The 25403-nt window shown below is 63.4% G+C and carries 21 protein-coding genes; 8 read left to right on the top strand and 13 right to left on the bottom strand.

What is annotated here, in order from left to right:
- Positions 1-47: 47 nt before the first annotated feature.
- The 6 genes from ABIB91_RS22350 to ABIB91_RS22325 form a co-directional block, all read right to left on the bottom strand.
- Positions 48-1724, bottom strand: a complete 1677-nt coding sequence (locus ABIB91_RS22350) for a methyl-accepting chemotaxis protein (RefSeq protein WP_354166420.1) — start codon at positions 1722-1724, stop codon at positions 48-50.
- A gap of 359 nt (positions 1725-2083) precedes the next feature.
- Positions 2084-2893 (bottom strand): hypothetical protein, encoded by an 810-nt coding sequence (locus ABIB91_RS22345; protein WP_219679785.1) that lies wholly within the window; start codon positions 2891-2893, stop codon positions 2084-2086.
- Between the two features lie 66 nt (positions 2894-2959).
- Complete coding sequence (locus tag ABIB91_RS22340; protein ID WP_212303282.1) at positions 2960-3469, bottom strand: OsmC family protein; 510 nt, start codon at positions 3467-3469, stop codon at positions 2960-2962.
- Between the two features lie 70 nt (positions 3470-3539).
- A complete protein-coding gene (locus ABIB91_RS22335) occupies positions 3540-4325 on the bottom strand; it encodes an ABC transporter ATP-binding protein (protein WP_354166405.1) in 786 nt (261 codons plus the stop codon).
- Positions 4326-4329: 4 nt separating this feature from the next.
- On the bottom strand, positions 4330-5175 hold the full coding sequence (locus tag ABIB91_RS22330; RefSeq protein ID WP_354166398.1) for an ABC transporter permease: 846 nt from the start codon (positions 5173-5175) through the stop codon (positions 4330-4332).
- Between the two features lie 212 nt (positions 5176-5387).
- Positions 5388-6359, bottom strand: a complete 972-nt coding sequence (locus ABIB91_RS22325; protein ID WP_354166391.1) for an aliphatic sulfonate ABC transporter substrate-binding protein — start codon at positions 6357-6359, stop codon at positions 5388-5390.
- Between the two features lie 187 nt (positions 6360-6546).
- Between ABIB91_RS22325 and ABIB91_RS22320 the strand changes: the two genes are divergently transcribed.
- A complete protein-coding gene (locus tag ABIB91_RS22320; RefSeq protein ID WP_219679794.1) occupies positions 6547-9336 on the top strand; it encodes a [protein-PII] uridylyltransferase in 2790 nt (929 codons plus the stop codon).
- 140 nt (positions 9337-9476) lie between these two features.
- Here ABIB91_RS22320 and ABIB91_RS22315 read toward each other — a convergent pair whose 3' ends face one another.
- Positions 9477-10007 carry a methylated-DNA--[protein]-cysteine S-methyltransferase gene (locus ABIB91_RS22315; RefSeq protein WP_354166379.1) on the bottom strand — a complete coding sequence of 177 codons (531 nt, stop codon included), beginning with the start codon at positions 10005-10007 and terminating at the stop codon, positions 9477-9479.
- A gap of 9 nt (positions 10008-10016) precedes the next feature.
- On the opposite strand from ABIB91_RS22315, the gene ABIB91_RS22310 reads away from it, so the two are divergent.
- From ABIB91_RS22310 to ABIB91_RS22300, 3 genes are all read left to right on the top strand, one after another.
- Positions 10017-10460: a DUF1304 domain-containing protein gene (locus ABIB91_RS22310; protein WP_007598162.1), complete on the top strand. Its 444-nt coding sequence runs from the start codon at positions 10017-10019 to the stop codon at positions 10458-10460.
- Positions 10461-10595: 135 nt separating this feature from the next.
- Positions 10596-11822 (top strand): ABC transporter substrate-binding protein, encoded by a 1227-nt coding sequence (locus ABIB91_RS22305; RefSeq protein WP_007598163.1) that lies wholly within the window; start codon positions 10596-10598, stop codon positions 11820-11822.
- A gap of 246 nt (positions 11823-12068) precedes the next feature.
- Entirely contained in the window at positions 12069-13295 is a 1227-nt protein-coding gene (locus ABIB91_RS22300) for an ABC transporter substrate-binding protein (protein ID WP_007598165.1), read from the top strand.
- A gap of 73 nt (positions 13296-13368) precedes the next feature.
- On the opposite strand, the gene ABIB91_RS22295 is transcribed toward ABIB91_RS22300, so the two are convergent.
- The gene (locus ABIB91_RS22295) at positions 13369-13794 is read right to left on the bottom strand and encodes a DUF1330 domain-containing protein (protein ID WP_354166357.1); all 426 of its coding nucleotides are present in this window, start codon (positions 13792-13794) and stop codon (positions 13369-13371) included.
- A gap of 168 nt (positions 13795-13962) precedes the next feature.
- Between ABIB91_RS22295 and ABIB91_RS22290 the strand changes: the two genes are divergently transcribed.
- Positions 13963-16176 (top strand): transglycosylase domain-containing protein, encoded by a 2214-nt coding sequence (locus ABIB91_RS22290; protein WP_354166349.1) that lies wholly within the window; start codon positions 13963-13965, stop codon positions 16174-16176.
- 275 nt (positions 16177-16451) lie between these two features.
- On the opposite strand, the gene ABIB91_RS22285 is transcribed toward ABIB91_RS22290, so the two are convergent.
- The 4 genes from ABIB91_RS22285 to ABIB91_RS22270 form a co-directional block, all read right to left on the bottom strand.
- A complete protein-coding gene (locus ABIB91_RS22285; RefSeq protein ID WP_354166341.1) occupies positions 16452-17291 on the bottom strand; it encodes a M48 family metallopeptidase in 840 nt (279 codons plus the stop codon).
- Positions 17292-17508: 217 nt separating this feature from the next.
- The gene (locus ABIB91_RS22280) at positions 17509-18837 is read right to left on the bottom strand and encodes a polyhydroxyalkanoate depolymerase (protein WP_007598173.1); all 1329 of its coding nucleotides are present in this window, start codon (positions 18835-18837) and stop codon (positions 17509-17511) included.
- Positions 18838-18958: 121 nt separating this feature from the next.
- A complete protein-coding gene (locus tag ABIB91_RS22275; RefSeq protein WP_354166330.1) occupies positions 18959-19777 on the bottom strand; it encodes an ABC transporter permease in 819 nt (272 codons plus the stop codon).
- A 108-nt stretch (positions 19778-19885) separates the two neighbouring features.
- Positions 19886-20689: an ABC transporter ATP-binding protein gene (locus ABIB91_RS22270; protein WP_007598176.1), complete on the bottom strand. Its 804-nt coding sequence runs from the start codon at positions 20687-20689 to the stop codon at positions 19886-19888.
- A 105-nt stretch (positions 20690-20794) separates the two neighbouring features.
- On the opposite strand from ABIB91_RS22270, the gene ABIB91_RS22265 reads away from it, so the two are divergent.
- Together ABIB91_RS22265 and ABIB91_RS22260 are read left to right on the top strand one after the other, a co-directional pair.
- Positions 20795-22105: an ActS/PrrB/RegB family redox-sensitive histidine kinase gene (locus ABIB91_RS22265; protein ID WP_007598177.1), complete on the top strand. Its 1311-nt coding sequence runs from the start codon at positions 20795-20797 to the stop codon at positions 22103-22105.
- Positions 22106-22208: 103 nt separating this feature from the next.
- Positions 22209-22763: an ActR/PrrA/RegA family redox response regulator transcription factor gene (locus ABIB91_RS22260; protein ID WP_007598178.1), complete on the top strand. Its 555-nt coding sequence runs from the start codon at positions 22209-22211 to the stop codon at positions 22761-22763.
- Between the two features lie 121 nt (positions 22764-22884).
- Here ABIB91_RS22260 and ABIB91_RS22255 read toward each other — a convergent pair whose 3' ends face one another.
- Positions 22885-23373 carry an MmcB family DNA repair protein gene (locus ABIB91_RS22255; RefSeq protein ID WP_354166313.1) on the bottom strand — a complete coding sequence of 163 codons (489 nt, stop codon included), beginning with the start codon at positions 23371-23373 and terminating at the stop codon, positions 22885-22887.
- A gap of 239 nt (positions 23374-23612) precedes the next feature.
- Between ABIB91_RS22255 and ABIB91_RS22250 the strand changes: the two genes are divergently transcribed.
- Positions 23613-25310, top strand: a complete 1698-nt coding sequence (locus ABIB91_RS22250) for an alpha-amylase family protein (protein ID WP_354166305.1) — start codon at positions 23613-23615, stop codon at positions 25308-25310.
- Positions 25311-25403: the final 93 nt, after the last annotated feature.

The raw sequence follows: 25403 nt of genomic DNA, 5'->3' as shown, positions 1-25403 counted from the left end.
CGCAGAAACTAAACGCTCCGCTAACCCACCCCCGTTCCGAGCGCTGGCTATGCCCTCGCCGAAATCGCCGCTGCTTCCGCTGCGGCGCGCTGCATGCTGGTCGACATCTCGTTGGTCACGGTGCTCTGCTCTTCGATTGCCGCGGCCGTCGACGTCACATATTCGCTGACGTTGCTGATAGCCGTCTTGATCGAAGCCAGGGCGGTGACGACGTCTCCGGAGATACCGTTGAGGCTACCGATCTCAGCGCCGATCTTGTCAGTGGCCTGCTTGGCTTGGTTAGCGAGGCTCTTGACCTCCGAGGCCACCACTGCAAAGCCCCGACCGGCTTCGCCGGCGCGGGCGGATTCGATGGTGGCGTTAAGTGCAAGGAGATTGATCTGCCCGGTGATGTTGTTGATGAGCTCGACGATCCCGCTCATCGCCAGCGCCGCTTCAGTGAGGCGCTGGGCCTGGGCATCAGCGGAAGCGACCTGCTCCACCGCGCTCATCGCGGTCTCGCGCGATTTGGTCATGGCCTCGGAAATCTCCCGCACTGAGGCGTTCAGTTCCTCCGAACCCGCGGCGACCGATTCCATCATGCCGCGGACGCGCTCGTTGCCCATGCGGACCAGCACCTGTTTCGTGACGTCGGTCGCATATTTCACGACCTTGAACGGGTTGCCGTTGAGATCCATGATCGGGTTGTAGGAGGCCTGGATGTAGACCTCCTTGCCGCCCTTGCCGATGCGCTTGTATTCGGCCGCCTGGTACTGACCGCGGTTGAGCGCGGCCCAGAACTCGCGATAGCCATTGCCATCGCGCTCCGACGGCTCGACGAACATGCTGTGGTGCTTGCCCTTGATCTCCGCCAGCGAATAGCCGAGCGCGCCGAGGAAGTTGGCGTTCGCGGTGATGATCGTGCCGTCCATGTTGAACTCGATCACCGCCTGCGCCTTTTCGATCGCCGCGATCTGACCGGCGAGATCGGCGGTCTTCAGCTTCTCCGCCGTGACGTCGGTCGCGAACTTGGCGACGCCGAAGGGCTTGCCGTTCTCATCGAGTAGCGGATTGTAGGAGGCTAGAATCCAAACCTCGCGGCCGCCCTTGCCGATGCGCTTGAACTCGCCAGCCTGGTATTCGCCGCGGTTTAGCTTGGCCCAGAACTCGCGATAGGCCGCGCCGTCGCGCTCGGCCTGGGTCACGAACAGGCTGTGATGCTTGCCCTGGATCTCGGCAAGCGAATAGCCGAGCGCCTTGCAGAAATTCTCGTTCGCGGTGACGATGGTGCCGTCGAGCTTGAACTCGATCACGGCCTGGGCGCGGCCCACAGCAGCGATCTTCGAAGCGTCCGTCATGCTCCGGATCTTCTTCTCGGTGATTTCGGTCGCAATCTTGGCGACCATCACCGTCTTGCCGTCGCCGTCGAGCACCGGATTGTAGGATGCTTCGATCCAGATCTCACGGCCGCCCTTCGCGATCCGCTTGAACTCGCTTGCCTGATACTCGCCGCGGTTCAATGCGGCCCAGAACGCCTTGTACTCGGCGCTATCGCGCTGATCGGCCGGCATGAACATGGCGTGCTTCTTCCCCTTGATTTCGTCGAGGGAATAGCCGAGGGCATTCAAGAAATTTTCGTTGGCGTGAAGGATCGTGCCGTCCATGGCAAACTCGATCATGGCCTGCGAGCGCCCGATGGCTGCGAGCTGAGCGTCCGCGTCGTTGCGGGACTTGCGACCAAACATCAGTGAATCTCCAAAATCATGAAATTGCGTGACGGGATCAGGGGACGTGACGGCGCGGCACACGCACCGAATTCCAATCGAAAATTCCGCCGGTAAACTCGCGTTGCGAAGACCGAGGCGGGTACGCAAGATGATTGAATACCTATAAGACTCGAATAAAGTGCTAACGAATTCTGGGAAAGGCGATGGCCGACAAAGCAGCCTAAAGCTGTACGACGGCACGCCTTACACGCTGCTCGGTCCGCGCTGAATTGAAATGGCCTTGGTCCTTCAGGGGTTTGAAGGAAAGCGTCTCGTGATCGGTCATGGCGAGTTTGCTACGGAAGAATCCGGCGACGCCGTGCCGCATGTCCGTAGTGTCACGGTGCTTGCCGCGCCTTGTGCAACGTACTGCGCCCGATCCCCCATAGCGTAAGGTTCCAAACGATGCATGTGGCGAGTGCAAGCCCAAGACCGATGGCCGAACCGAACCATTCCACCGCCACGTGCATTGTGGCGATCGCCATGCCGAATCCGAGCAGGCCCCAGGCGGAGTTGGCGAGCACGGCAGCAGTCGGAGGGCCGCCGATGCGGGGATGCAGGATCACCATGATGCTGGAGAACACCACCGGGTACAGCGCGATGATGCCGCTGATCCGGGGACCGACCCAGCCCGAGGTCGAGACGACGATCGCGACCAGGGTCGCGACCAGCGCAGCCCGCATCGGCACGTCATACCAGCGCCGCGTCACCAGCGGCATCTTCGCGTGGCGATAGCCCGCGAGCAGCGGAATGCAGATGCCGAACGCGATCAGATTGGCGGCGAGCCCGGCGGTGAGCGACCAGTCGAACTGCTTGATGATCGATGCGAACACGATCCAGACTGCGACCGCGCTTCCGCAACTCACCAGAAGGCTGCGCCGCTGTGCCAGCACCACATAGGTAACGCACATGAAGATCGTCGCTGCATTGACCGGCAAGCTCGACAGTGCGCCCTGCGCGATGAAGGCGGCATCGTGGTCGAGCGCGAGGAAGACGTAGGATGGTCCGGCCGAGACCGGCAAGGTCGCGACCAGCGCTCCGATCACCGGCCCTGAGCGCTCGGTGATGATCGACGCCGTCACGACGAACGCCGCCGCGACCATCATGCGCAGAACGAGGATTAGGATGAAGTGGAGCTCGGGGGACATTTTTTTCTTTGTCGTCCCGGGCTTCGCCGAGACGACACTAATTGTGGGGCGAGCGGCCTTCGCTCGCTACATCCGCTGCATCGAGACCGAAACCTTCGGGCCGTTCTTGATGGTCTGATAGACCACGCAATAGCGTTCGGTCAGCTTGAGCAGCAGGTCGAGCTTGTCTTGCGGCGCATCAGTGTCGACCTCGAAGCGCAGACGGATCTCGGCGAAGCCGACCGGGGTCTCCTTGTCGACGCCGAGCGTGCCGCGGAAATCGAGATCGCCCTCAGCGTAGACGTTGCCGGTCTTCAAGGGCACCTCGATCGCGGTCGCGACCGATTTCAGCGTGACGCCGGCGCAGGCGACCAGCGCCTCGAGCAGCATGTCGCCGGAGCAGAGCTCGAGGCCGGAGCCGCCGGTTGCGGGATGCAGGCCGGCCATTGCGATGGCGCGGCCGGTCTCGACCTTGCAGGCGATGCCTTCGCTGTCGGTCGAGCCCTTGGCCTTCAGCGTGATCATCGCGGTCTTGGGATCGGTCTTGTAGCGCTCCTTGATCGGGGCCTGCATCTGGCGCAGTTCTGCGGCGTCCATATTGTTCTCTCCCGGAAAAATCGTCTCTACGAAGTACCGGCTTGCGATGTACCGGCTCAGAGAGAAATTGTCACCACCACATGGCCTGACCGGGACCCTGGGTTGCGTCACGGTCGGGCACGTTGCGGTCGAGCGAGCGGTCGAGTGACGTCAGCACACTTCGCTTGAAATTCTCGAACAGCGGCGCACTGCGGTCGCGTGGCCGGCCGAGATTGATCTCGATCTGGTCGAACAGCCGGCCCGGCCGCGGCCGCATCACCAGCACGCGGTCGGCCAGCACCACGGCCTCGTCGACGTCATGCGTGACGAGGATGAGCGTCGGCCGCGTGTCGGCCCAGAGATCGAGCAGATGATCCTGGAGGTCCCTGCGGGTGAAGGCATCGAGCGCCGAGAACGGCTCGTCGAGCAAGAGCACCTCGGGCTGCGGCACCAGGGCGCGGGCGATCGCGACGCGCTGTGCCTGCCCGCCCGAGAGCTCGCGCGGCCAGGCCTGCGCCTTCTCGGCGAGCCCGACGCGATCGAGCGCACGCGCCACCTTCTCGCGCCGCTCGGTCGCAGGCTCATCGGCAAGACCAAAGCCGATATTGTCGGCGACGCTGAGCCAGGGCAGCAGCCGCGGCTCCTGGAAGATGATGCCGATCTTGGCATGCGGCGCGGCGATCGCCTCGTTGTCCAGCGTCACCGTGCCCGAGCTTGCGCGGTCGAGGCCCGCAATGGCGCGCAGCAGCGTGGACTTGCCGCAGCCCGAGCCGCCAATGATGGCGACGATCTCGCCTTGCCTGATCTCGGCGGAAAAACGCGCCAGCGCCTGCACGCCGTTGGGATAGGTCTTGCTGACCCGGTCGAGCGCCAGCATCGCCTTATGCTCCCGTCGTACGCCCGAAGGCGTCCTGCCAGCGCAGGAAGGGCGCAGCCGCGATCTCGATCAACCAATCCGTGAGCTTGCCGAGGATCGCGAAGATCACGATGGCGGCGAGGATCTGCGCGGGCTTGCCGAGCTGCTGGCCGTCGAGCAGGAGATAGCCGAGCCCTTCGGACGCGCCGATCAGCTCGGCCGCCACCACGAACATCCAGCCCAGACCAAGACCGACGCGCAAGGACACGACATAGGCCGGCAGCACCGCAGGCAGCAGGATACGGCGGATCATGGCAGGTCCGGAGAGACGGAAGGTGCGACCGACCTCGACGATCTTGCGATCGACCATGAGGATCGCGCCCATCACGCCGAGATACACAGGGAAGAACACGCCGACCGCGATCAGCGCAATCTTGGAGGTCTCGAAGATGCCGAGCCAGAGGATGAACAGCGGCACCCAGGCCAGCGATGGAATTGCGCGCAGCGCCTGCACGGTCGGATCGAGCAGCCTCCGCGCCAGCGACCAATAGCCGGATATGGCGCCGAGGAAGGTGCCCGCGACCACGCCGAACGCAAAGCCGAGACCGACGCGCCACAGTGTCGCGGCGATGTGACGGACCAACTCACCGGAGCGGGCAAGATCAACGATGGTGGCGAACACGCGCGAGGGCGGCGGCACCAGCCGGCCGTTGGACCAGCCGCGCCAGACCAGGAACTCCCAACCGAGCGCGAGGGTAAGCGGCAACAACACACCCAGCAATGGACGCCCATAACGCGACAACCACGAAGGCGCAGCGGCGCTTTCGGCCGGTTCCGTAGTCTGTTGCAGGACTCGCGCGTCGGAGATCATGGCCGGTAGGAAACGCGTCTTGTGCGAGATTGCAACACTACTCTTGCCATGCCCTCCGCTGCTTTTCCCTTCTCCCCTTGCGGGAGAAGGTGGCGCGAAGCGCCGGATGAGGGGTTCTCTCGGCTCGCAATACTGATCGTGAGGAAAGAACCCCTCACCCGCCTCGCTTCGCGAGGCACCCTCCCCCACAAGGGGAGAGGGAAAGAGCCCCCTCAATTCGTTGGCAACGGCACCTGGTCGTCGATCAACGCATCCAGCGTCGCCTTCACATCGACCTTGGCGTCGACGACGCCGGCCTGTTGCAGTGCGAGGCCAGCGGCGAGGATCGATTCACGCTGAGGCGCGCCGATGCGGCTGTGAGTGAGCTCGGTGCGCTCCTTGAGCTGCTTGTCGACGACAGGCTCCGGCAGTTTGGTCACGGCGATGAAGGTCTTCTTGAGCTCGTCGTAATTCGCCAGCGAATATTTGCGCGCCTCTTCGTAAACGGCGAGCACGCGGCGGGCGGCGTCCGGATAGTCCTTCAAAAACTGCTCGCGCACATTGAGGATGCCCCAAGTGTTGGCCTCGGCCTTGCGGTAGAACAGTTTCGCGCCATCCTCGACCTCGGCCTGCGCCATCATCGGATCCAGCCCGGCCCACGCATCGACGTCGCCGCGGATCAGCGCGGTCTTGCCGTCGGCGTGCTGGAGCAGCACCGGCGTGATGTCCTTTTCGGTGAGACCTGCGCCAAGCAGCGCGCGCACCAGGAAAATATGCGGATCGGTGCCGCGCGTCACCGCGACGCGCTTGCCCTTGAGGCCGGCCACATCGGCGATCTTGGAATCCTTTGATGTCACCAACGCCGTCCATTCGGGACGCGAATAGACGTAGATCGACTTGATCGGGTTGCCGTTGATACGTGCGACCAGCGCCGCCGAGCCCGCGGTCGAGCCGAAATCGATCGAGCCCGCATTGAGGAATTCGAGCGCCTTGTTGGAGCCGGCCGACTGCACCCAGGTGACGGTGATGCCGTCCTTGGCGAACTCCTTTTCCAGGAGCCCCTTCTGCTTCAGGACCATCGACACCGGATTATAGGTCGCCCAGTCGATACGGATTTCCTTGAGTGGATCCGCCGCTCGCGCCGCGGGGGACACGGCAAGAGCGACCGCTCCCGCCAAAAGTACGCGTCGTGTAACTTTAGTCATGCCCGGCCTCCTCAAAACTTCATTGTTTTTCAATGAGTTATATCTAGAGGTCAACGAGAAAATCCGCCTCTCGAAAGCGCGCCGGCTGAGAACAGCTTTGCCCAAAGCCGCACGTTTCCAGCATGGAACGACTATTGCGAGAGAATGGCGGGTGACAGCGCCTGCCGCCTCTTATATCCGGTGAGACATGGACAGCGTCGCGACTGAGCACAAGGCCGAGGTGGACGATCGCTTCGACACCGCGCGGATCACCGCCGCGGTCGATGCGCTTGCCGAGAAGCACCAGGGACGCGAGGACGCATTCCGCACGGCCATGGCGCAACTGCTCAAGGCCGAGCTGATTGCGTCGCGCGCCGCGGCACAGACGATCCTGCTGAAGGACCGTCACGGCCGGCGCTGCGCCGAGCGGCTGTGCCACGTGCAGGACGAGATCATCCGCATCCTGTATTCGGCGGCAACGCGCCATCTCTACCGCTCGCCGATCCCGAGCGGTGCCGAGCGCATGGCGGTGGTGGCAACCGGCGGCTACGGCCGCGGCCTGATGGCTCCCGAGTCCGACATCGATCTGCTCTTCATCCTGCCCTACAAGCAGACCGCCTGGGGCGAGCAGGTCGCCGAGGCCATCCTCTATTGTCTTTGGGACATGGGGCTGAAGGTCGGTCACGCCACCCGCTCGGTCGACGAGTCGATCCGGCAGGCGCGCGGCGACATGACCATCCGCACCGCGATCCTGGAGACGCGCTTCCTTACCGGCGACCGGCCGCTCTATGACGAGCTGGTCGCCCGCTTCGACAAGGAGGTCGTGCAAGGCACTGCGTCGGAGTTCGTCACCGCGAAACTCGCCGAGCGTGAGGAGCGGCATCGCCGCGGCGGCCAATCGCGTTATCTGGTCGAACCCAACGTCAAGGACGGCAAGGGTGCGCTCCGCGACCTGCACACGCTGTTCTGGATCGCAAAATACGTCTACCGCGTGAGCGACACCGACGAGCTGGTCGACCGCGGCGTGTTCGACGCGCAGGAATACCGCACCTTCCGCCGCTGCGCCGACTTCCTCTGGTCGGTACGCTGCAATCTTCACTTTTACTCCGGCCGCGCCGAAGAGCGCCTCTCCTTCGACCTTCAGCGCGAGATCGCGGTCCGGCTCGGCTACACCTCGCATCCCGGCATGCAGGACGTCGAGCGCTTCATGAAGCACTACTTCCTGGTCGCCAAGGAAGTCGGCAACCTCACTGCCATCCTCTGCGCCAAGCTCGAGGACCAGCAGGCCAAGCCCGCGCCGGTGCTGAGCCGGATGATGGCGCGGCTGCGCCCCACCGCGGCGAAGCGGCGGGTGCCCGACAGCGACGATTTCATCGTCGACAACAACCGCATCAACGTCGCGGCGCCCGACGTGTTCAAGCACGATCCGGTCAATTTGATCCGCATCTTCCGCCTGGCGCAGAAGAACAATCTCGCTTTCCATCCGGACGCGATGCGTGACGTGACGCGCTCGCTCGGCCTGATCAACGCGCAGATGCGCGAGAATCCCGAGGCCAACCGGCTGTTCATGGAGATCCTGACGTCCGACAACGCGGAGATCGTGCTGCGGCGGATGAACGAGACCGGCGTGCTCGGCCATTTCATCCGCGCCTTTGGCAAGATCGTCTCGATGATGCAGTTCAACATGTATCATCACTACACCGTCGACGAGCATTTGATCCGCTGCGTCGGCTTCCTTCAGGACATCGAACGCGGCGGCATCGAGGAATTCGCGGTGGCGAGCGACCTGATGCGCAAGATCCGGCCAGAGCATCGCTCCGTGATCTACATTGCGACGCTGCTGCACGACGTCGCCAAGGGCCGGCCCGAAGATCACTCGATCGCCGGCGCCAAGGTGGCGCGACGGCTCTGCCCGCGGCTCGGCTTCAGTCCGGCCGACACCGAGCTCGTGGCCTGGCTGATCGAGGAGCATCTGACGATGTCCACGGTCGCACAGTCGCGCGATCTCTCCGACCGCAAGACGATCGAGAATTTCGCCGCGGTGGTGCAGTCGGTCGAGCAGATGAAACTCTTGACGATCCTGACCACCGCGGACATCCGCGGCGTCGGCCCAGGCGTGTGGAACGGCTGGAAGGCGCAGCTCTTGCGCTCGCTGTACTACGAGACCGAACCGGTGCTGACGGGCGGCTTCTCGGAGGTTGACCGCGGCAAGCGCCTCACGGCCGCATACGCCGAATTCCGTAACGCCTTCGCGGAATGGCCGGCGGAAGAGCTCGACGCCTATATCGGCCGGCACTATCCGGCCTATTGGCTCAAGGTCGAGCTGCCGCGCAAGATCCGCCATGCGCGCTTCGTCCGTGCCAGCGAGCAGGCCGGCCACAAGCTTGCGATCAATGTCGGCTTCGACGAGGTGCGTGGCGTCACCGAGCTGACCATCTTCGCCGCCGACCATCCCTGGCTGCTGTCGATCATCGCGGGCGCCTGTGCCTCGGCCGGCGCCAACATCGTCGATGCCCAGATCTACACCACGACCGACGGTCGCGCGCTCGACACCATCTCGATCTCCAGGGAATACGACCGTGACGAGGACGAGGGACGGCGCGCCACGCGCATCGGCGAGATGATCGAGGACGTTCTGGAAGGCAAGCTGCGTCTGCCCGAGGTGGTGGCGCGGCGCACCGTGCGCGGCAAGGCGCGGCCGTTCGTGATCGAGCCGGAAGTGACCATCAACAACCAATGGTCCGACCGCTACACAGTGATCGAAATGTCCGGCCTGGACCGGCCCGGCCTGCTCTACGAGCTGACCACCGCGATCTCGAAGCTCAACCTCAACATCGCCTCGGCCCATGTCGCGACCTTCGGCGAGCGCGCCCGCGACGTGTTCTACGTCACCGACCTCCTGGGCGCACAGATCAGCGCACCGACACGCCAGGCCGCGATCAAGAGCGCGCTGACCCACGTGATGGCCGGCGACAAGCAGGTTCAGCCGGCGGCGTGAGGGCGGCTGCGCACCTCTCTCCTCGCGTCGTTCCGGGGCGTCGCGCAGCGGCGAACCCGGAATCCATCGTGCCACTGGTGACGCGGAGAAATGGATTCCGGGTTCGCGCTACGCGCCCCGGAATGACGACAGGCGGCTATCTAAACCGCCACGCCTTCATGCCGCAGCAGCCAGCGCTTGCGCTCGATGCCGCCGCCATACTTCACCAGAGAACCATCGGCGCCGATCAGGCGGTGGCACGGCAGCACCACGCTGATCGGGTTGGAGCCGTTGGCATGGCCGACGGCGCGAATGGCTTTGGGCATGTCGATCCTGGCAGCGAGCGCGCTGTAACTCATCGTGGTGCCGGCAGGGATTTGCGTCAACGCATTCCAGACCTTCTGCTGGAACGGCGTGCCGGCGATGCGCCAGGCGATGCCTGAGAGCTGGCCGAGGTCGCCGTCGAAATAGCCCGACAGCGCGGTCCGCATGGCCGCGGGCGCGGGTTGGTCACTCAGATCCACCACACCGTAATGCAGGCGCAAGAGCTCGCGCATGCGGTGCTCGTAATCCTCCCAGTCGAGCGCGCGCAAGGCGCCCGCGGCGTCGGTGACCAGCAGCGCAATCCCGATCGGCGTCGCCAGCCAATCGAGGCCGAAGGTTACAGGTGGGTTGGTCGGTCGCGCGGGCATTGCAGCACCATGGCATCGAAACACGCCATCGCACTTGCCACGCCCACCGTGCTAACGTCCACCCGAAAGCTGACGCTGGGGGAGCTCAACTTGATCTGGATCGCGAATATTTTGGTGGCGCTGGTCGCCGCACTGCACGCTTACTTCCTGATCCTGGAGATGTTTCTCTGGGACAAGCCGCAGGGCTTGAAGGTCTTCCGCAACACGCCGGAGAAGGCAGCAATCACAAAGGTGCTAGCCGCCAACCAGGGGCTCTATAACGGCTTTCTGGCCGCAGGCCTGGTATGGGGGCTGGTGCACGGCAATCCGGCCTTCGCGTTCCAGATCAAGGCGTTTTTCCTGCTTTGCGTGATCGTGGCCGGCGCTTATGGCGCAGCGACCGTTAGCACGCGCATCCTGATGGTGCAGGCGCTGCCGGCGGCGCTCGCACTGTCAGTCTTGTTCCTGACCTGAGACGCCATAGCGCGGCGCCGCGATCCTTGCGCGTCGCCTGCCGTTCCTCCACAATCTGCGACAGCGATGGCGACCGTTGGCAATCAACGGGACAAGACCGTCGGTCGGAAATTCCGTCAGGAGGAACAACCCCACATGAGCAATCGCAGAGCCTTCATCACTGCCACGGCGGCGCTCGCCTTCGCGTTCTCCGCCAACCAAGCTCTCGCCCAGAAGAAATACGACACCGGCGCGAGCGACACCGAGATCAAGATCGGCCAGACCGTGCCGTTCTCCGGGCCCTATTCCGTCTACGCCAATATCGGCAAGACCCAGGCCGCCTACTTCAAGATGATCAACGATCAGGGCGGCATCAACGGCCGCAAGATCAATCTGATCCAGTATGACGATGCCTATTCGCCGCCGAAGACGGTCGAGCAGGTGCGCAAGCTCGTCGAAGGCGACGAGGTGCTGTTCACCTTCCAGATCATCGGCACCGCCGCGAACGCCGCCGTGCAAAAATATCTCAACGGCAAGAAGATCCCGCAGCTGCTGGCCTCGACCGGCGCCGCGCGCTTCAACGATCCGCAGAACTATCCCTGGACCATCGCCTATAATCCCAACTACGTGTCCGAGGGACGCATCTACGCCAAGTACATCCTCAAGGAGCATCCGAACGCCAAGATCGGCGTGCTCTACCAGAACGACGATATGGGCCGCGACTATCTCGCCGGCCTCAAGAGCGGTCTCGGTGACAAGGCCGCCGGCATGATCGTCGGCGAAGTCTCCTACGAAGTCACCGATCCGACGGTGGACTCGCAGGTGGTCAAGCTGAAGTCGTTGGGCGCCGATCTTTTCTATGATGCCTCGACACCCAAGTTCGCGGCGCAGGCGATCAAGAAAGTCGCCGAGCTCGGCTGGACGCCGGTGCACATTCTCGACATCAATGCGAGCCCGATCTCGGCGACGCTGAAGCCGGCCGGCCTCGATATCTCCAAGGGCATCATCTCGACCCAATACGGCAAGGAGCCCGGCGATCCCCAGTGGAAGGACGATCCGGGCGTGAAAGCCTTCTTCGCCTTCATGGACAAGTATTTCCCCGAAGGCGACAAGCTCAATACCGTCAACACCTATGCTTATTCCGTCGCCGAATTGCTGACGCAAGTGCTGAAACAGTGCGGCGACGACCTGTCACGTGAGAACGTGATGAAGCAGGTCGCCAACATCAAGGACTTCACCCCGAGCTTCGCGCTGCCCGGCATCAAGATCAACACCGGGCCGAACGACTACCGCGTCAACAAGCAGATGCAGATGATGAAGTTCAACGGCGAACGCTGGGAGCTGTTCGGCCCGATCATGGAGGATGCGGGTCCAGCGGGTTAGTTACTGGGTAGGGTGGGTTAGCGCAGCGTAACCGACCTTTTTGATTTCCGCGGAAACAGAAGTGGTGGGTTACGCCCAGCGGACTGCGCTTTGCGCAGCCGCAAGGCTAACCCACCCTACGAACTGCGGGTGCACGCCCAACTTGCGTTGCAACAACGCCTCATCCACACTCGCCCTCAGCGGTGACATCAGGTGCGCATGAGCGCACCCGATTGATCACCGGCAATAAACAATGAGGAAATGCGAATGAGGAATGGAATTCTGCATCTGGCCACTGCAACGGCGCTGACCCTGGCGCTGTCGATGCCGGCGGCCAATGCCCAGAAGAAATATGATCCGGGTGCCAGCGATACCGAGATCAAGGTCGGCCAGACGATGCCGTTTTCTGGACCGGCGTCGGCCTATTCGTCGATCGGCAAGACCCAAGCCGCCTATTTCAAGATGATCAACGACCAGGGCGGCGTCAACGGCCGCAAGATCAATCTGATCCAGTATGACGACGCCTACTCGCCGCCGAAGGCCGTGGAGCAGATTCGCAAGCTGGTCGAGAGCGACGAGGTCCTGCTGACCTTCCAGATCATCGGCACGCCGGTGAACGCAGCCGTGCAGAAATATCTCAACTCGAAGAAGGTGCCGCAACTGTTCGCGGCGACCGGAGCCTCGAGGTTCACGGATCCGAAGAACTTTCCGTGGACGATGGGCTTCAACCCCAACTACTTCGTCGAAGGCCGCATCTACGGACAGTACATCCTGAAGGAGCATCCGAACGCCAAGATCGGCGTGCTCTATCAGAACGACGACCTCGGCAAGGACTATCTGAACGGCATCAAGGCCGGTCTCGGCGACAAAGCTGCCAAGATGATCGTGACTGAAGCTTCCTACGAAGTCTCCGATCCGACTGTCGATTCGCAGATCCTCAAGATCAAGGACGCCGGCGCCGATCTGTTCTTCAGCGCCACCACGCCGAAGCAGGCGGCGCAGGCGATCAAGAAGATCGCCGAGATGGGCTGGCATCCGGTGCAGATCGTTGACATCAACGCCACCTCGGTCGGCGCGGTGCTGAAGCCGGCCGGCCTCGACGCCGCCAAGGGCCTGATCAGCGTCAATTACGGCAAGGAACCACTCGATCCGACCTGGAAGGACGATGCCGGCCTTAAGAGGTATTTCGACTTCATGGCCAAGTATTATCCGGATGGCGACAAGGACTCGAACTTCAACACCTACGGCTACAGCACGGCGCAGCTGCTGGTCCATGTGCTGAAGCAGTGCGGCGACGACCTGACGCGCGAGAACGTCATGAAGCAGGCCGCCTCGCTGAAGGACGTGACCAGCGACACCGCGCTGCCCGGCATCAAGGCCAATACCTCACCGACCGACTACCGCGTCAACAAGCAGCTTCAGATGATGAAGTTCAACGGCGAACGTTGGGAGCTGTTCGGCCCGATCATTGAGGATGCGAGTCCGGCGGGTTAGGAGCGAGCAGGAAAGGCGTGATGGCCGGGCCCAGCCCGGCCATCACGTTGAGGCGGGAGTCCGCCTACGCCACTCAGGTCGGCACCTCGCCAAAGTTCTTCCCCACCGGCAGCACCGCGTGCCGAATGAGCCGTGAGTCCTCCACCGCGGCCTGCCGGTGCTTCACCGCTTCGCGATAGACGGGGTCGCGGATCATCTCGACGAAGGCGGCGACGCTTGGGTATTCGGCGATGAAGCAATGGTCCCAGCGCTCGGTCTCGGGGCCGATCAGCATCAGCTCGAATTTGCCCTGCCAGACGATGCGGCCGCCGAGGCGTTTGAACACCGGGCCGCTCTCGCGGCCATAGGCCGCATAGGCTTCCGCACCGCTCGTCTTGCGGCCGTCCGGATAGGCCGCCTCCTTGCGCAAGCGCACCAGGTTGAGCATGTGGATCGGACCGGGGCGATCGTTGCCCCGGAACTGCGCGAAAATCTCCTTGGTCGGATCGATGTGGCCCATCTGAGTTCCCTGTTGTTTTATGCCGGCGATCCTAGCTCTGCCGCCCACCCAGCGGAACTGCGGCCATCGAATGCCGCACCTCCTAATCGCGCGTTAAGCTCTGGGTAACCGGGCCTTAAACAGCGACCGCTAGCGTGCGGCGGGGCGGGCTGACCGGGCGTTTTGCGTATGGGGTTGGGAAAGAAAAAGGGTGGGCGGAAGGAGCCATTGTTCGGCTTGCCTGCGGCACTCGCCGATCTGCGCTTGACCGCGGCCGACCGCATTCCTGGCGGCGATGACAAGCCGAAGAAATCAACGAAATCATCCGCCAAACGCAAGAGCGAGGATGCCGGCGACGAGCCGCCGCGCGAGCGGAAGGCGCCGGCCGGCCGCGGCGGTGCCAAGCGGCGATCCAAGTCGCGCATTGGCGCCGGTCTCGGTCGCCTCGTCTATTGGGGCGCGGTGCTGGGCCTGTGGGGCGCGATCGCCGTGATCGGCGTCGTGATCTATGTCGGCGCTCATTTGCCGCCGATCCAGTCGCTGGAGATCCCCAAGCGGCCGCCGACGATCCAGATCGTCGGCATCGACGGCAGCATGCTGGCGCAGCGCGGCGAGATGGCCGGCGCCAACGTCTCGCTGAAGGATCTGCCGCAATATCTGCCCAAGGCGTTCATCGCCATCGAGGATCGTCGCTTCTATTCGCATTTCGGCATCGACCCCGTCGGCATCCTGCGCGCGCTCGTCACCAACGTGCTCCATCGCGGCGTGTCGCAGGGTGGCTCGACGCTGACGCAGCAATTGGCGAAAAACCTGTTCCTGACCCAGGAGCGCACCATGGCGCGCAAGCTGCAGGAAGCGGAGCTCGCGATCTGGCTGGAGCGCAAGCATTCCAAGAACGAGATCTTGGAGCTCTATCTCAACCGCGTCTATTTCGGCTCGGGCGCCTATGGGGTCGAGGCCGCCGCGCAGCGCTATTTCGGCAAGTCGGCCAAGAACGTCACCGTCGCAGAAGCCGCGATGCTGGCCGGCCTCGTCAAATCGCCTTCGCGGCTCGCGCCGAACCGCAACCCCGAGGGCGCAGAAGCGCGCGCGAATATCGTGCTCACAGCGATGGCCGATGCCAAATTCATCACCGAAGCGCAGGCGCAGGCCTCGATCGGCCAACCCTCCTACAATGTGAAGCCGGTCGGCGCCGGCACGGTCAATTACGTCGCCGACTGGATCGGCGAGGTGTTGGACGATCTGGTCGGTCAGATCGACGAGAGCATCAAGGTCGAGACCACGATCGATCCGAAGCTCCAGAGCGTGGCGGAAGCCGCCATCATCGACGAGCTGGCAGCCAAAAGCGTGAAATTCAATGTCAGCCAGGGCGCGCTGGTGGCGATGACGCCTGACGGCGCGGTGCGCGCCATGGTCGGCGGCCGGAATTATTCCGAGAGCCAGTACAACCGCGCGGTCACCGCCAGGCGCCAGCCGGGCTCCTCGTTCAAGCCATTCGTGTACCTGACCGCGCTCGAGCAGGGGCTGACGCCCGACACGCTCCGCCAGGACGCGCCGATCGAGGTCAAGGGCTGGAAGCCTGAGAACTACACCCACGAATATTTCGGCGCGGTGACGCTGACCCAGGCGCTCGCGATGTCGCTCAACACGGTCGCCATCCGCCTCGGCCTCGAGGTCGGTCCGAAGAACGTAGTGCGCACCGCGCACCGGCTCGGCATCTCGTCGAAACTCGAGCCCAACGCCTCGATCGCGCTCGGCACCTCCGAAGTCTCGATGGTCGAGCTGGTCGGCGCCTATGCACCCTTCGCCAATGGCGGCTTCGCGGCGACGCCGCATGTCGTCACGCGGATCAGGACGCTCAGTGGCAAGCTGCTCTACATGCGCCAGGCGGACGAGCACAACCAAGTGGTCGATCCGCGCTATGTCGGCATGATGAACGCGATGATGCGGGAAACGCTGATCAGCGGCACGGCCAAGAAGGCGGAGATCCCGGGCTGGCCGGCGGCCGGCAAGACCGGCACCAGCCAGGACTACCGCGACGCCTGGTTCATCGGCTACACCGCCAACCTCGTCACCGGCGTGTGGCTCGGCAATGACGACAACTCGCCGACCAAGAAGGCGACCGGCGGCGGCTTGCCGGTCGAAGTCTGGTCGCGCTTCATGAAGACGGCGCACGAGGGCGTGCCGGTGGCAGCCTTGCCGAGCTCTCCAGGTGGCTGGGGCCTGTCGAACCTGGCGCAGGCGACGTCGCAGGTGTCGCCGCCAACAGCGGCAGCGCCCGCACCGGCACCCGCCAGCAACGGCGGCTATCGCCCGCCCCCCACGCGCGCCAATGCGCGACCGGAAGCAGCCGCAGGACTCGATGGCTGGCTGATGGACCGGCTGTTCGGCGGAAATCGCTAGGTTCTGCTTGAGGTCCGGGTGACCTCAAAACGAAAACTGCGAAAACAATCCCATGCACAGTAGCCGAGGATAACGAAATCAACGGCTTGCGCGGGCAGCACAGACGCTTGAATCGCGCGCGCCGCTGTCATTCCCCGCGGAGGCGGGGAATCCAGTACGCCGCGGCTTCTCGATTCAATAGCAACTGTCTCTGGAATACTGGATCGCCCGCTCCAGTGCGCAAGTGCGCACAAGGCGGGCGATGACAGCATCGGATGGGGTTGGCAGCGCGAGCTCTAATCCTCGACCCCGTACCGGTGCAAATCGTTGCCGTACGTGTCGAGCCACTTCTTGGCGCGCTCCATCGACGGGCAGACCCTGCCGCAGACGCGCCAGAATCGCGCCGAGTGGTTCATCTCGACGAGATGGGCGACCTCGTGCGCGGCGAGATAGTCGAGCACGTAAGGCGGCGCGAGGATCAGGCGCCAGGAGAACGACAGCGAGCCGGCCGAGGTGCAGGAGCCCCAGCGGCTCGATTGATCGCGGATCGAGAGCCGCTTGACCTTGACGCCGAGCTCGCCCGCATAGGCTTCCGCGGCACGCTGAAGGTCGCGGCGAGCCTCGCGCTTGAGGAAGTCGCTGACGCGACGATCCGCATGCTCGACGCCGCCGGCGACGCAGAGAATGCGTTCACCGCTATCGCGCACTTCCGTCCACACCGTACCGCGCGTGCCGGCGCGATGAACGATGCGATGAGAAACGCCGCGAAGCGGTATGACTGTGCCAGGCTGGAACGGTGCGGCCTTCGGCAAACGGCCGAGACGTGCCGCGATCCATGCACCGTGGCGCTGCGCGAAGTCTTTTGCTTCGGCGAGCGTGCCGCGCGGCGGCATGGTGAGGATGGCTTCGCGATCACTCGGATGAATTCTGAGCGTGTAACGGCGCGCGCGGCGATGCCGGCGCAGTCGAATCGCAAAATATTGCGATCCATGGGTGATCAGGAGGGTCTTCGGCTCGTGGGGCCGCCGATAGAGGAGTGCGCGAGTGGCCATGTCTGTCAGTCCGGGGGGCAGGAGAGCGCCCGGATTCTGCCATAACCGCCGCCAAGGAAAGCGCTCGGCGCAAAAACAAATCATTTGCCCAATATACAGGGGTCTGGCGTCCGGGAGACCCTACAGACTGGGGTTGGAACCGGCTTTTTTCGCCCCCGCCAGGTGCATGCGGCACCCCCAAGGGATGAGGTTGGACTCACTCCTACAAAGCTACCTAAATACCGCGAATCTGGCGGGAACTCGCCCCTGTCGGAGCCTCCGACAGGGCGTCGATTTTCAGCGGGAAAGCCGAAATGCGCGATTATTCGGCCGCGAGAGCCTGCAATGAGCTCGGATTCGCCGCCGAGACCATGAAGTCATGGATGCGCGGCACGATTTCCGATTTGAAACGCGAGCCGTTGAACACGCCGTAATGTCCGACGCCCTTCTGAACGTAATGAACGCGGCGATGATCGGGAATCGAGCTGCACAACGTGTGCGTTGCTTCGGTCTGACCGATGCCGGAGATGTCGTCGTTCTCGCCTTCGACCGTCATCAACGCGACGCGCGTGACCTTGGAGGGATCGACGCGTGTTCCACGATGGGTCATCTCGCCCTTCGGCAGCGAATGCTTCACGAACACGGTGTCGACGGTCTGCAGGTAATACTCGGCGGAGAGATCCATCACCGCGAGATATTCGTCGTAGAAGTCGCGATGCTTGTCGACGAGGTCGCCGTCGCCCTTCACCAGATTGGCGAACAGCTGCTTGTGGGCATCCATATGCCGGTCGAGATTCATGCTGATGAAGCCGTTGAGCTGCAAGAAGCCCGGATAGACGTCGCGCATCATGCCCGGATGCGGGAACGGCACCTTGGTGATGACGTGGTTGCGGAACCAGTCGATGCCGCGCTCCTGGGCGAGGTTGTTCACCGCGGTCGGATTGCGACGGGTGTCGATCGGGCCGCCCATCAGCGTCATCGAGGTCGGCACGAAGGGATCACGCAGCGCTTCCATGATCGAAACAGCAGCGACGACGGGAACCGAGGGCTGGCACACCGCCAGCACATGCGTGTTGCCGCCGAGGACATGCAGCATCTCGATGACGTAGTCGATGTAGTCGTCGAGATCGAAACGGCCGTCGCTGAGCGGCACCATTCGGGCATCGGCCCAATCGGTGATGTAGACCTCATGCCCCGGCAGGAAAGCCTCGACCGTACCGCGGAGCAGCGTCGCGTAATGGCCGGACATCGGCGCTACGATCAGCACGCGCGGCTGCGGGCTGCGCAGCGGACGGGTGAACTTGCGATCGAAGTAGAGCAGGCGGCAGAACGGCTTTTCCCAGACCGAGCGGACCTCGACGGGAACGCGGATGCCGTTGACCTCGGTGTCGTTGAGGCCCCATTCCGGCTTGCCGTAACGGCGCGTGGTGCGTTCGAACAATTCGCAGGCCGCGGCAACCGACTTGCCGACCTCGGTGCGTGCCCATGGATTGAGGGGATTCTGAAATAGCAGCTTGGTCGCGTCCGTGATCGCACGCGCCGGATTGAGAGAGGCTTGCCCCATCTCGTACATCCAGTACATCGGCGTCGTCAGGACCGGACTGCCTTCGGCCACCAGGGGCGGCGCGCCGCCAAACTCGCCAATCGGCATCGCTATATTCCTCTTCGCATCGCAGCATACTGCCGAATGCGTAATATTGCGTCAATGCATGGTTCCGTACATTTACGTGGCCCAGTCGCCCAAACCGGGCTGAATCCACGAGAAAGTTACGTTATTCGCCGCCTGACAGCAGCGAGCCCTGCATCCGGGCGCTGCGCAAAAGGGCAAGGAATGCTCCAAAAGATGCAATCAACAGCACCGCGTTGATGGCCAACGCGCTCAGCATCAGATCGGTCCTGAAGGTGTTTTCGATCAGCAGCGCGCGCATCCCTTCGAATACGTAGGTCGGCGGCAGCGTCCAGGCAGCATATTGCAGCCAGACCGGCAGCACGCTGACGGGATAGTAGACGCAGGCGAGCGGCATGATTCCGAACATCAAGGTCCAGACGATGCTCTCGGCCCCGAGGCCGTTTCGCAGCACCAGGCCGGAGACGAAGATGCCGACCGACCAGCTCGTGAAGATCAGGTTGCAGAAGAACGCGATCAGCGGCACACCGAGCGCATAAACGTTGAAGTGAAACAGGAACAGCGCAAGCAGCGTCATCGGGATGACGCCGATCGCGAGCCTGATCAGGCTCATGATCATCAGCGACAGCAGAAATTCGATCGGCTTCAACGGGCTCATCATGAGATTGCCGAGGTTGCGCGCCCACATCTCTTCCAGAAACGAGATCGAAAAGCCGAGCTGCCCGCGAAACAGGATGTCCCAGAGGATGACGGCGCCGATCAGGGTGCCGCCGGCACGTGCGAAGAAGTTTGCATTCTGCGCGATATAAAGCTGAAGAAAGCCCCAGGTGATGACCTGCAGCGCCGGCCAGTAGAGCAGCTCGAGCAGCCGCGGCCAGGACGACAGCAGGAGGTACCAATAGCGCAGGATCATCGCGCCGATGCGATGGAGGGAGATGCCGCGGTGGAGGGAGGCCTCACTCATCGCGCACTCCCGTAGCCCGGATGAGCGAAGCGACATCCGGGACCTGGCTGGCGGCGTTCCCGGGTATCGCTTCGCTCACCCGGGCTACGTTCGCAACATACGGCCTTCTCATCGCGCCGCCTCCTGTGCGCCGTTCACCCTTCCGCGCGCGACGTCCAGAAACACCTCTTCCAGCGTGGTGCGGTTGTAGCGCGCCATGATGGCTTCGGGCGTATCGTCGTCCTCGATACGGCCGCGCTTCATGATGATGACGCGGTCGCAGAGCCGCTCGACTTCGAGCATGTTGTGCGAGGCCAGCAGGATGGTGGCGTTGTTCGCCTTGCGATAACGCTCCAGATGACCCCGGACCCAGTCGGCGGTGTCGGGATCGAGCGAGGCGGTCGGTTCGTCCAGCAACAGAAGCTCGGGCTGGTTGATCAGCGCCTTGGCAAGCGCAACGCGCGTCTTTTGTCCTGCGGAGAGCTTGCCGTTGGCGCGGTCGATGAACTCGGTGAGATCGAGGTCGCAGGCCAGCTCAGCGATGCGGTCGGAGAGGTTCTTCACGGCATAGAGCTTGCCGAACACGGTGAGATTCTGACGCACCGTGAGCCGCATGGGCATGTCGACATAGGGGCTCTCGAAATTCATCCGCCCCAGCACGGAGGCGCTGTCCTCCGGCATTCGATGCCCGAGCACCTGCACGCGGCCGGAGGTCGGCAGCACGAGGCCCATGATCGTCGCGATGGTCGTGGTCTTGCCGGCGCCGTTGCCGCCCAGCAGCCCGGTGATGCTGCCGCGCGGAAGCGAAAAGGAGATGTCGTCGACGGCGCGGGTCTGCTTGTAGACCTTGACGAGGTGATCGACCGCGATGGCCGCGGAGAGGCTGCGATCCGCGACAGTCGGCCAGCTTGAACCCTGGTCATTCTCGGTCATGCTGGGCGTTCTTCTGCTATTGCAGCAGAGAGCGCAAGGCTTGTAATCCGGTGGTTCCGTGAGCCGCGCGCTTGTGATCGAGAAGGCACCGCCCCCTTGGCCGAAATGACCGAACTTGCCGCTTCCGACTTTCGCCCCGCGCAGCGGCATATCCGCCTGGATACGATCCTGCGGCTGCGCTGGCTCGCGGTGCTGGGCCAGCTCGCCGCGATCTTCATCGTGGCGCAGGGGCTGGAATTCAATGTCGAGATCGTTCCCTGCGTCAGCATCATCGCTCTGTCGGCGGCGCTCAATCTGGCGCTCCAGACCGTGTCCAATCCGCTGCAGCGGCTGGAGCCGATGCAGGCGGCCGGACTGCTCGCGCTCAACATCGTGGAGCTGGCGGGTCTCCTGTTCTTCACCGGCGGACTCCAGAACCCGTTCTCGTTCCTGTTCCTCGCGCCCGTGCTGATCTCGGCGACCGCGCTGCCGGCCCGCTTCACCTTCGGCCTTGGCGTGCTGGCTGTCGCCTGCGCCTCGATCCTGTTCTTCTTCCATCTGCCGCTGCCCTGGGATTCCGACGATCCGCTGGTGCTGCCGCCGATCTATCTCGTCGGCGTCTGGCTCTCGATCGCGCTCGCGATCGGCGTCACCAGCCTCTACTCGTTCCAGGTAACCGAGGAGGCGCGCAAGCTCGCCGACGCGCTGGCCGCGACCGAGCTGGTGCTGACGCGCGAGCAGCATCTGACCCAGCTCGACGGCCTGGCGGCGGCCGCGGCGCACGAGCTCGGCACGCCGCTCGCGACGATCTTCCTGATCTCGCGCGAGCTCGAGAAGACGGTGAAGGAACCGAACTTTGCCGCCGACCTGAAGACCCTGCGCGAGCAGACGCAGCGTTGCCGCGACATATTGAGCAAGATCACCCAGCTCTCCTCCACCGGCGCGCCGTTCGACCGCATGAAACTGTCGGAGCTGATCGAAGAGGTGGTGGCGCCGCACCGCGATTTCGGCGTCGATATCAAGGTGCGCATCGCCGTCGCCATCGTGGCCGAGCCGGTCGGCTCGCGCAATCCGGCGATCCTCTACGGCGTCGGCAACATCGTCGAGAACGCGGTCGATTTTGCCCGCACCACTGTTGAAGTAAATGCGTGGTGGAACAAGGACACGATCGAGCTCGTGATCTCCGATGACGGTCCCGGCATTCCGCCTGACATCCTGAACCGGATCGGCGAGCCCTATTTGTCGCGGCGGCGCAACCAGGACGAAGGCGGCGGCCTCGGGCTCGGCGTGTTCATCGCGCGCACCTTGCTGGAGCGCACCGGCGCCAAGGTCTCGTTTACCAACCGGACCTTTCCCGACCACGGCGCAGTGGTCCAGATCACGTGGCCGAGAGAGCGTTTTGAGGCTATCGAGACCTTCGAAGAAACAATAGGATAGGCCGCGACCTTGCGTCGCACGACGGGGTCGATCGACTATTGGCGCCCTTGGCACCGCCCGATTGCGCCGCCATATGTAGACGCGCTGGAGAGAGGACGACACCTTGAACGCCATCGCCGAACTGAACGAACAGACCGACCGCTCGCTTCTGATCGTGGAGGACGACAAGCCGTTCCTGGAGCGGCTGTCGCGCGCCATGGAAACGCGCGGTTTTGCGGTGACGTCATGCGACACCGTCTCGGACGGTCTGGCGCAGATCGGCAAGGCCGCGCCGGCATTTGCCGTGGTCGATCTCCGGCTCGGTGACGGCAACGGTCTCGACGTGGTCTCGGCGCTGAAGAAGAAGCGCCCCGACGCCCGCGCAATCGTGCTGACCGGCTATGGCAACATCGCCACCGCCGTCACCGCGGTGAAGATGGGCGCGGTCGATTATCTCTCGAAGCCCGCGGACGCCGACGACGTCGTCGCGGCGCTGCTGTCGACCGGCTCGGACAAGTCCGAATTGCCGGCGAACCCGATGTCGGCCGACCGCGTGCGCTGGGAACACATCCAACGCATCTACGAGATGTGCAACCGCAACGTCTCCGAGACGGCACGCAGGCTCAACATGCACCGGCGCACGTTGCAGCGAATTCTGGCGAAGCGCGCGCCGCGATAACGGTGTCGTAGGGTGGGCAAAGGCGCAAAGCGCCGTGCCCACCGTGCCTGCTTCAATCTTTGACCTGGATGGTGGGCACGCTACGCTTTGCCCACCCTACGACATCCCGCGCGCGGCGCCGCTACTCCCAAAACTCCGCATGCCCCTGCGGATCGACCAGCCGGTTGATCCGCAACGCCGCAGCCATGCCAAATCGCACCGTCATCTGCTTGCGCGTGGCCGCGGCGAGCTTGTGCTCGGGCGCCTCGCACTGCAGGTGCGCACCATAGGCATCCGCGATGATCAGGCCGGTGTCTTGCGGAAAGATCTCGCAAGGCAGGTCCTGCGTGAAGGCGAAGAACAGCCGGTCGCAATGCGCCCGGTATTCGTGCCATTTCTGATCGGCGCGCAAATCCTCCACCGACGATTTGACCTCGACGATCCAGATCTCACCGCGCTCATTCAACGCGACGAGATCGGCGCGCCGCCCCGAGGGCAGCGGCAATTCGCTGATGCAGGTGAAGCCGAGCGAGCGCAGCAACCGCGCCGTGCCGCGCGCGATCGCCAGCGCCGTCTCGGATTGACGGCGGTCGGGTGGTGGCACGAGGGCAATGCGGGCGGGATTGTCCATGGGGAGAGGATAACCGATTCCTCCGTCGTCGTCCTGGCGAAAGCCAGGACCCATTACCCCAAGAGTTCGTTGGTGCACGAGCTAATAACCACCAGTCCTCGTCAAATTTTGGCCTGTGGCAATGGGTCCTGGATCTGCGCTTCGCTTGTCCAGGACGACAGTGGCGCGGAACCTCCCCTTCCCTACGCACTTATCACGCAGCCGCCGCACCTCGGCGGAACCACCGAGGCTGCGCGCGCATGATCGACGATCTCTGGTACAAGAACGCTATCATCTATTGCCTGTCCGTCGGCACCTATATGGACGCCAACGGCGATGGCATCGGCGACTTCAAGGGCCTGTTGCGCCGGCTCGATTATCTGCACGGCCTCGGCATCACCACGATCTGGCTGATGCCGTTCCAGACCTCGCCCGGCCGCGACGATGGCTACGATGTCGCCGACTACTACAGTGTCGATGCCCGCTACGGCACGCTCGGCGATTTCGTCGAGTTCACCCATGGCTGCAAGCAGCGCGGCATTCGCGTCATCATCGATCTCGTGGTCAACCACACCTCGGACCAGCATCCCTGGTTCAAGGCGGCGCGGAGCGACAGGAATTCGCCCTACCGCGACTGGTATGTCTGGTCCGACAAGAAGCCGGCCAACGCCAATCAGGGCATGGTGTTTCCCGGCGTTCAGAAATCGACCTGGACGCGCGACAAGGAAGCCGGCGCCTGGTACTTCCACCGCTTCTACGATTTCCAGCCCGATCTCAACACCTCGAACCCGCGTGTGCAGACCGAGATCTTGAAGATCATGGGCTTCTGGATCCAGCTCGGGGTCTCGGGTTTTCGCATGGATGCCGTGCCCTTCGTCATCGCGACCAAAGGCGGAAAGGTGAAGAAGCCGGCCGAGCAGTACGACATGCTGCGGACGTTTCGTGAATTCCTGCAATGGCGGCAGGGCGATGCCATCATCCTCGCCGAGGCCAACGTGCTGCCAAAGACGGACATGGAATATTTCGGCCGCGATGCCGACCGCATGCATATGATGTTCAATTTCCAGGTCAACCAGCATCTGTTCTATGCGCTGGCCTCGTCCGATTCCCGCCCGCTGGGGAAAGCGCTGAAGGCGACCAAGCCGCGGCCCGCCTCGGCGCAATGGGGCCTGTTCCTGCGCAATCATGACGAGCTCGATCTCGGGCGATTGACCCCGGCGCAGCGCGACACCGTGTTCAAAAGCTTCGGTCCCGACAAGGACATGCAGCTCTACGACCGCGGCATTCGCCGTCGCCTGGCTCCGATGCTGGGTGGCGACCGCAGGCGGCTCGAGCTCGCCTACAGCTTGATGTGCACGCTGCCGGGGACGCCGGTGATCCGCTATGGCGACGAGATCGCGATGGGCGATGATCTGTCGCTGCCGGAACGCAATTGCGCGCGCACGCCGATGCAATGGTCGACCGAGCCGCATGGCGGCTTCACCACCAGCGACAAGCCGGCCTTGCCCGTCATCGACGAGGGACCGTACGGCTATCCGCACGTCAACGTCGCCAAGCAGCGGCGCGATCCCAACTCGATGCTGAACTGGACCGAGCGCATCGTCCGCATGCGCAAGGAGGTGCCGGAGATCGGCTGGGGCGATTTTTCGATCATCGCGACGCGCGATCCCGCCGTGTTCATCATGCGTTACGACTGGCGCAACAATTCCGTGCTGTTCGTGCACAATCTCGACGAGAAGCCGCGCGAGACTGCGTTCTCGGTGGGGCTGCCGGGCCAGGCCGGCGCGCACCTGATCAATCTGCTCGCGGAAGACCACAGCCACGCCGACAAGCGCGGCCAGCATCGCGTCGTGCTGGAGCCCTACGGCTATCGCTGGTACCGCGTCGGCGGATTGGATTATTTGCTGAAGCGCAGTGATATCGACAAGACGTTGCGGCGTAACAAGCATCCGGGATAGGAGGTGCGACCACACACTCCGTTGTCGTCCCGGCGAAAGCCAGGACCCATTACCCCAATAGGTGATTGTCGTACGAAGTGATAACCACGATCT

Source organism: Bradyrhizobium sp. JR4.3, assembly GCF_040547695.1.
Classification (GTDB): Bacteria; Pseudomonadota; Alphaproteobacteria; order Rhizobiales; family Xanthobacteraceae; genus Bradyrhizobium; species Bradyrhizobium canariense.
The sequence above is the reverse complement of the archived record's forward strand: the minus strand, read 5'-3'. Positions and strand labels throughout refer to the sequence as shown.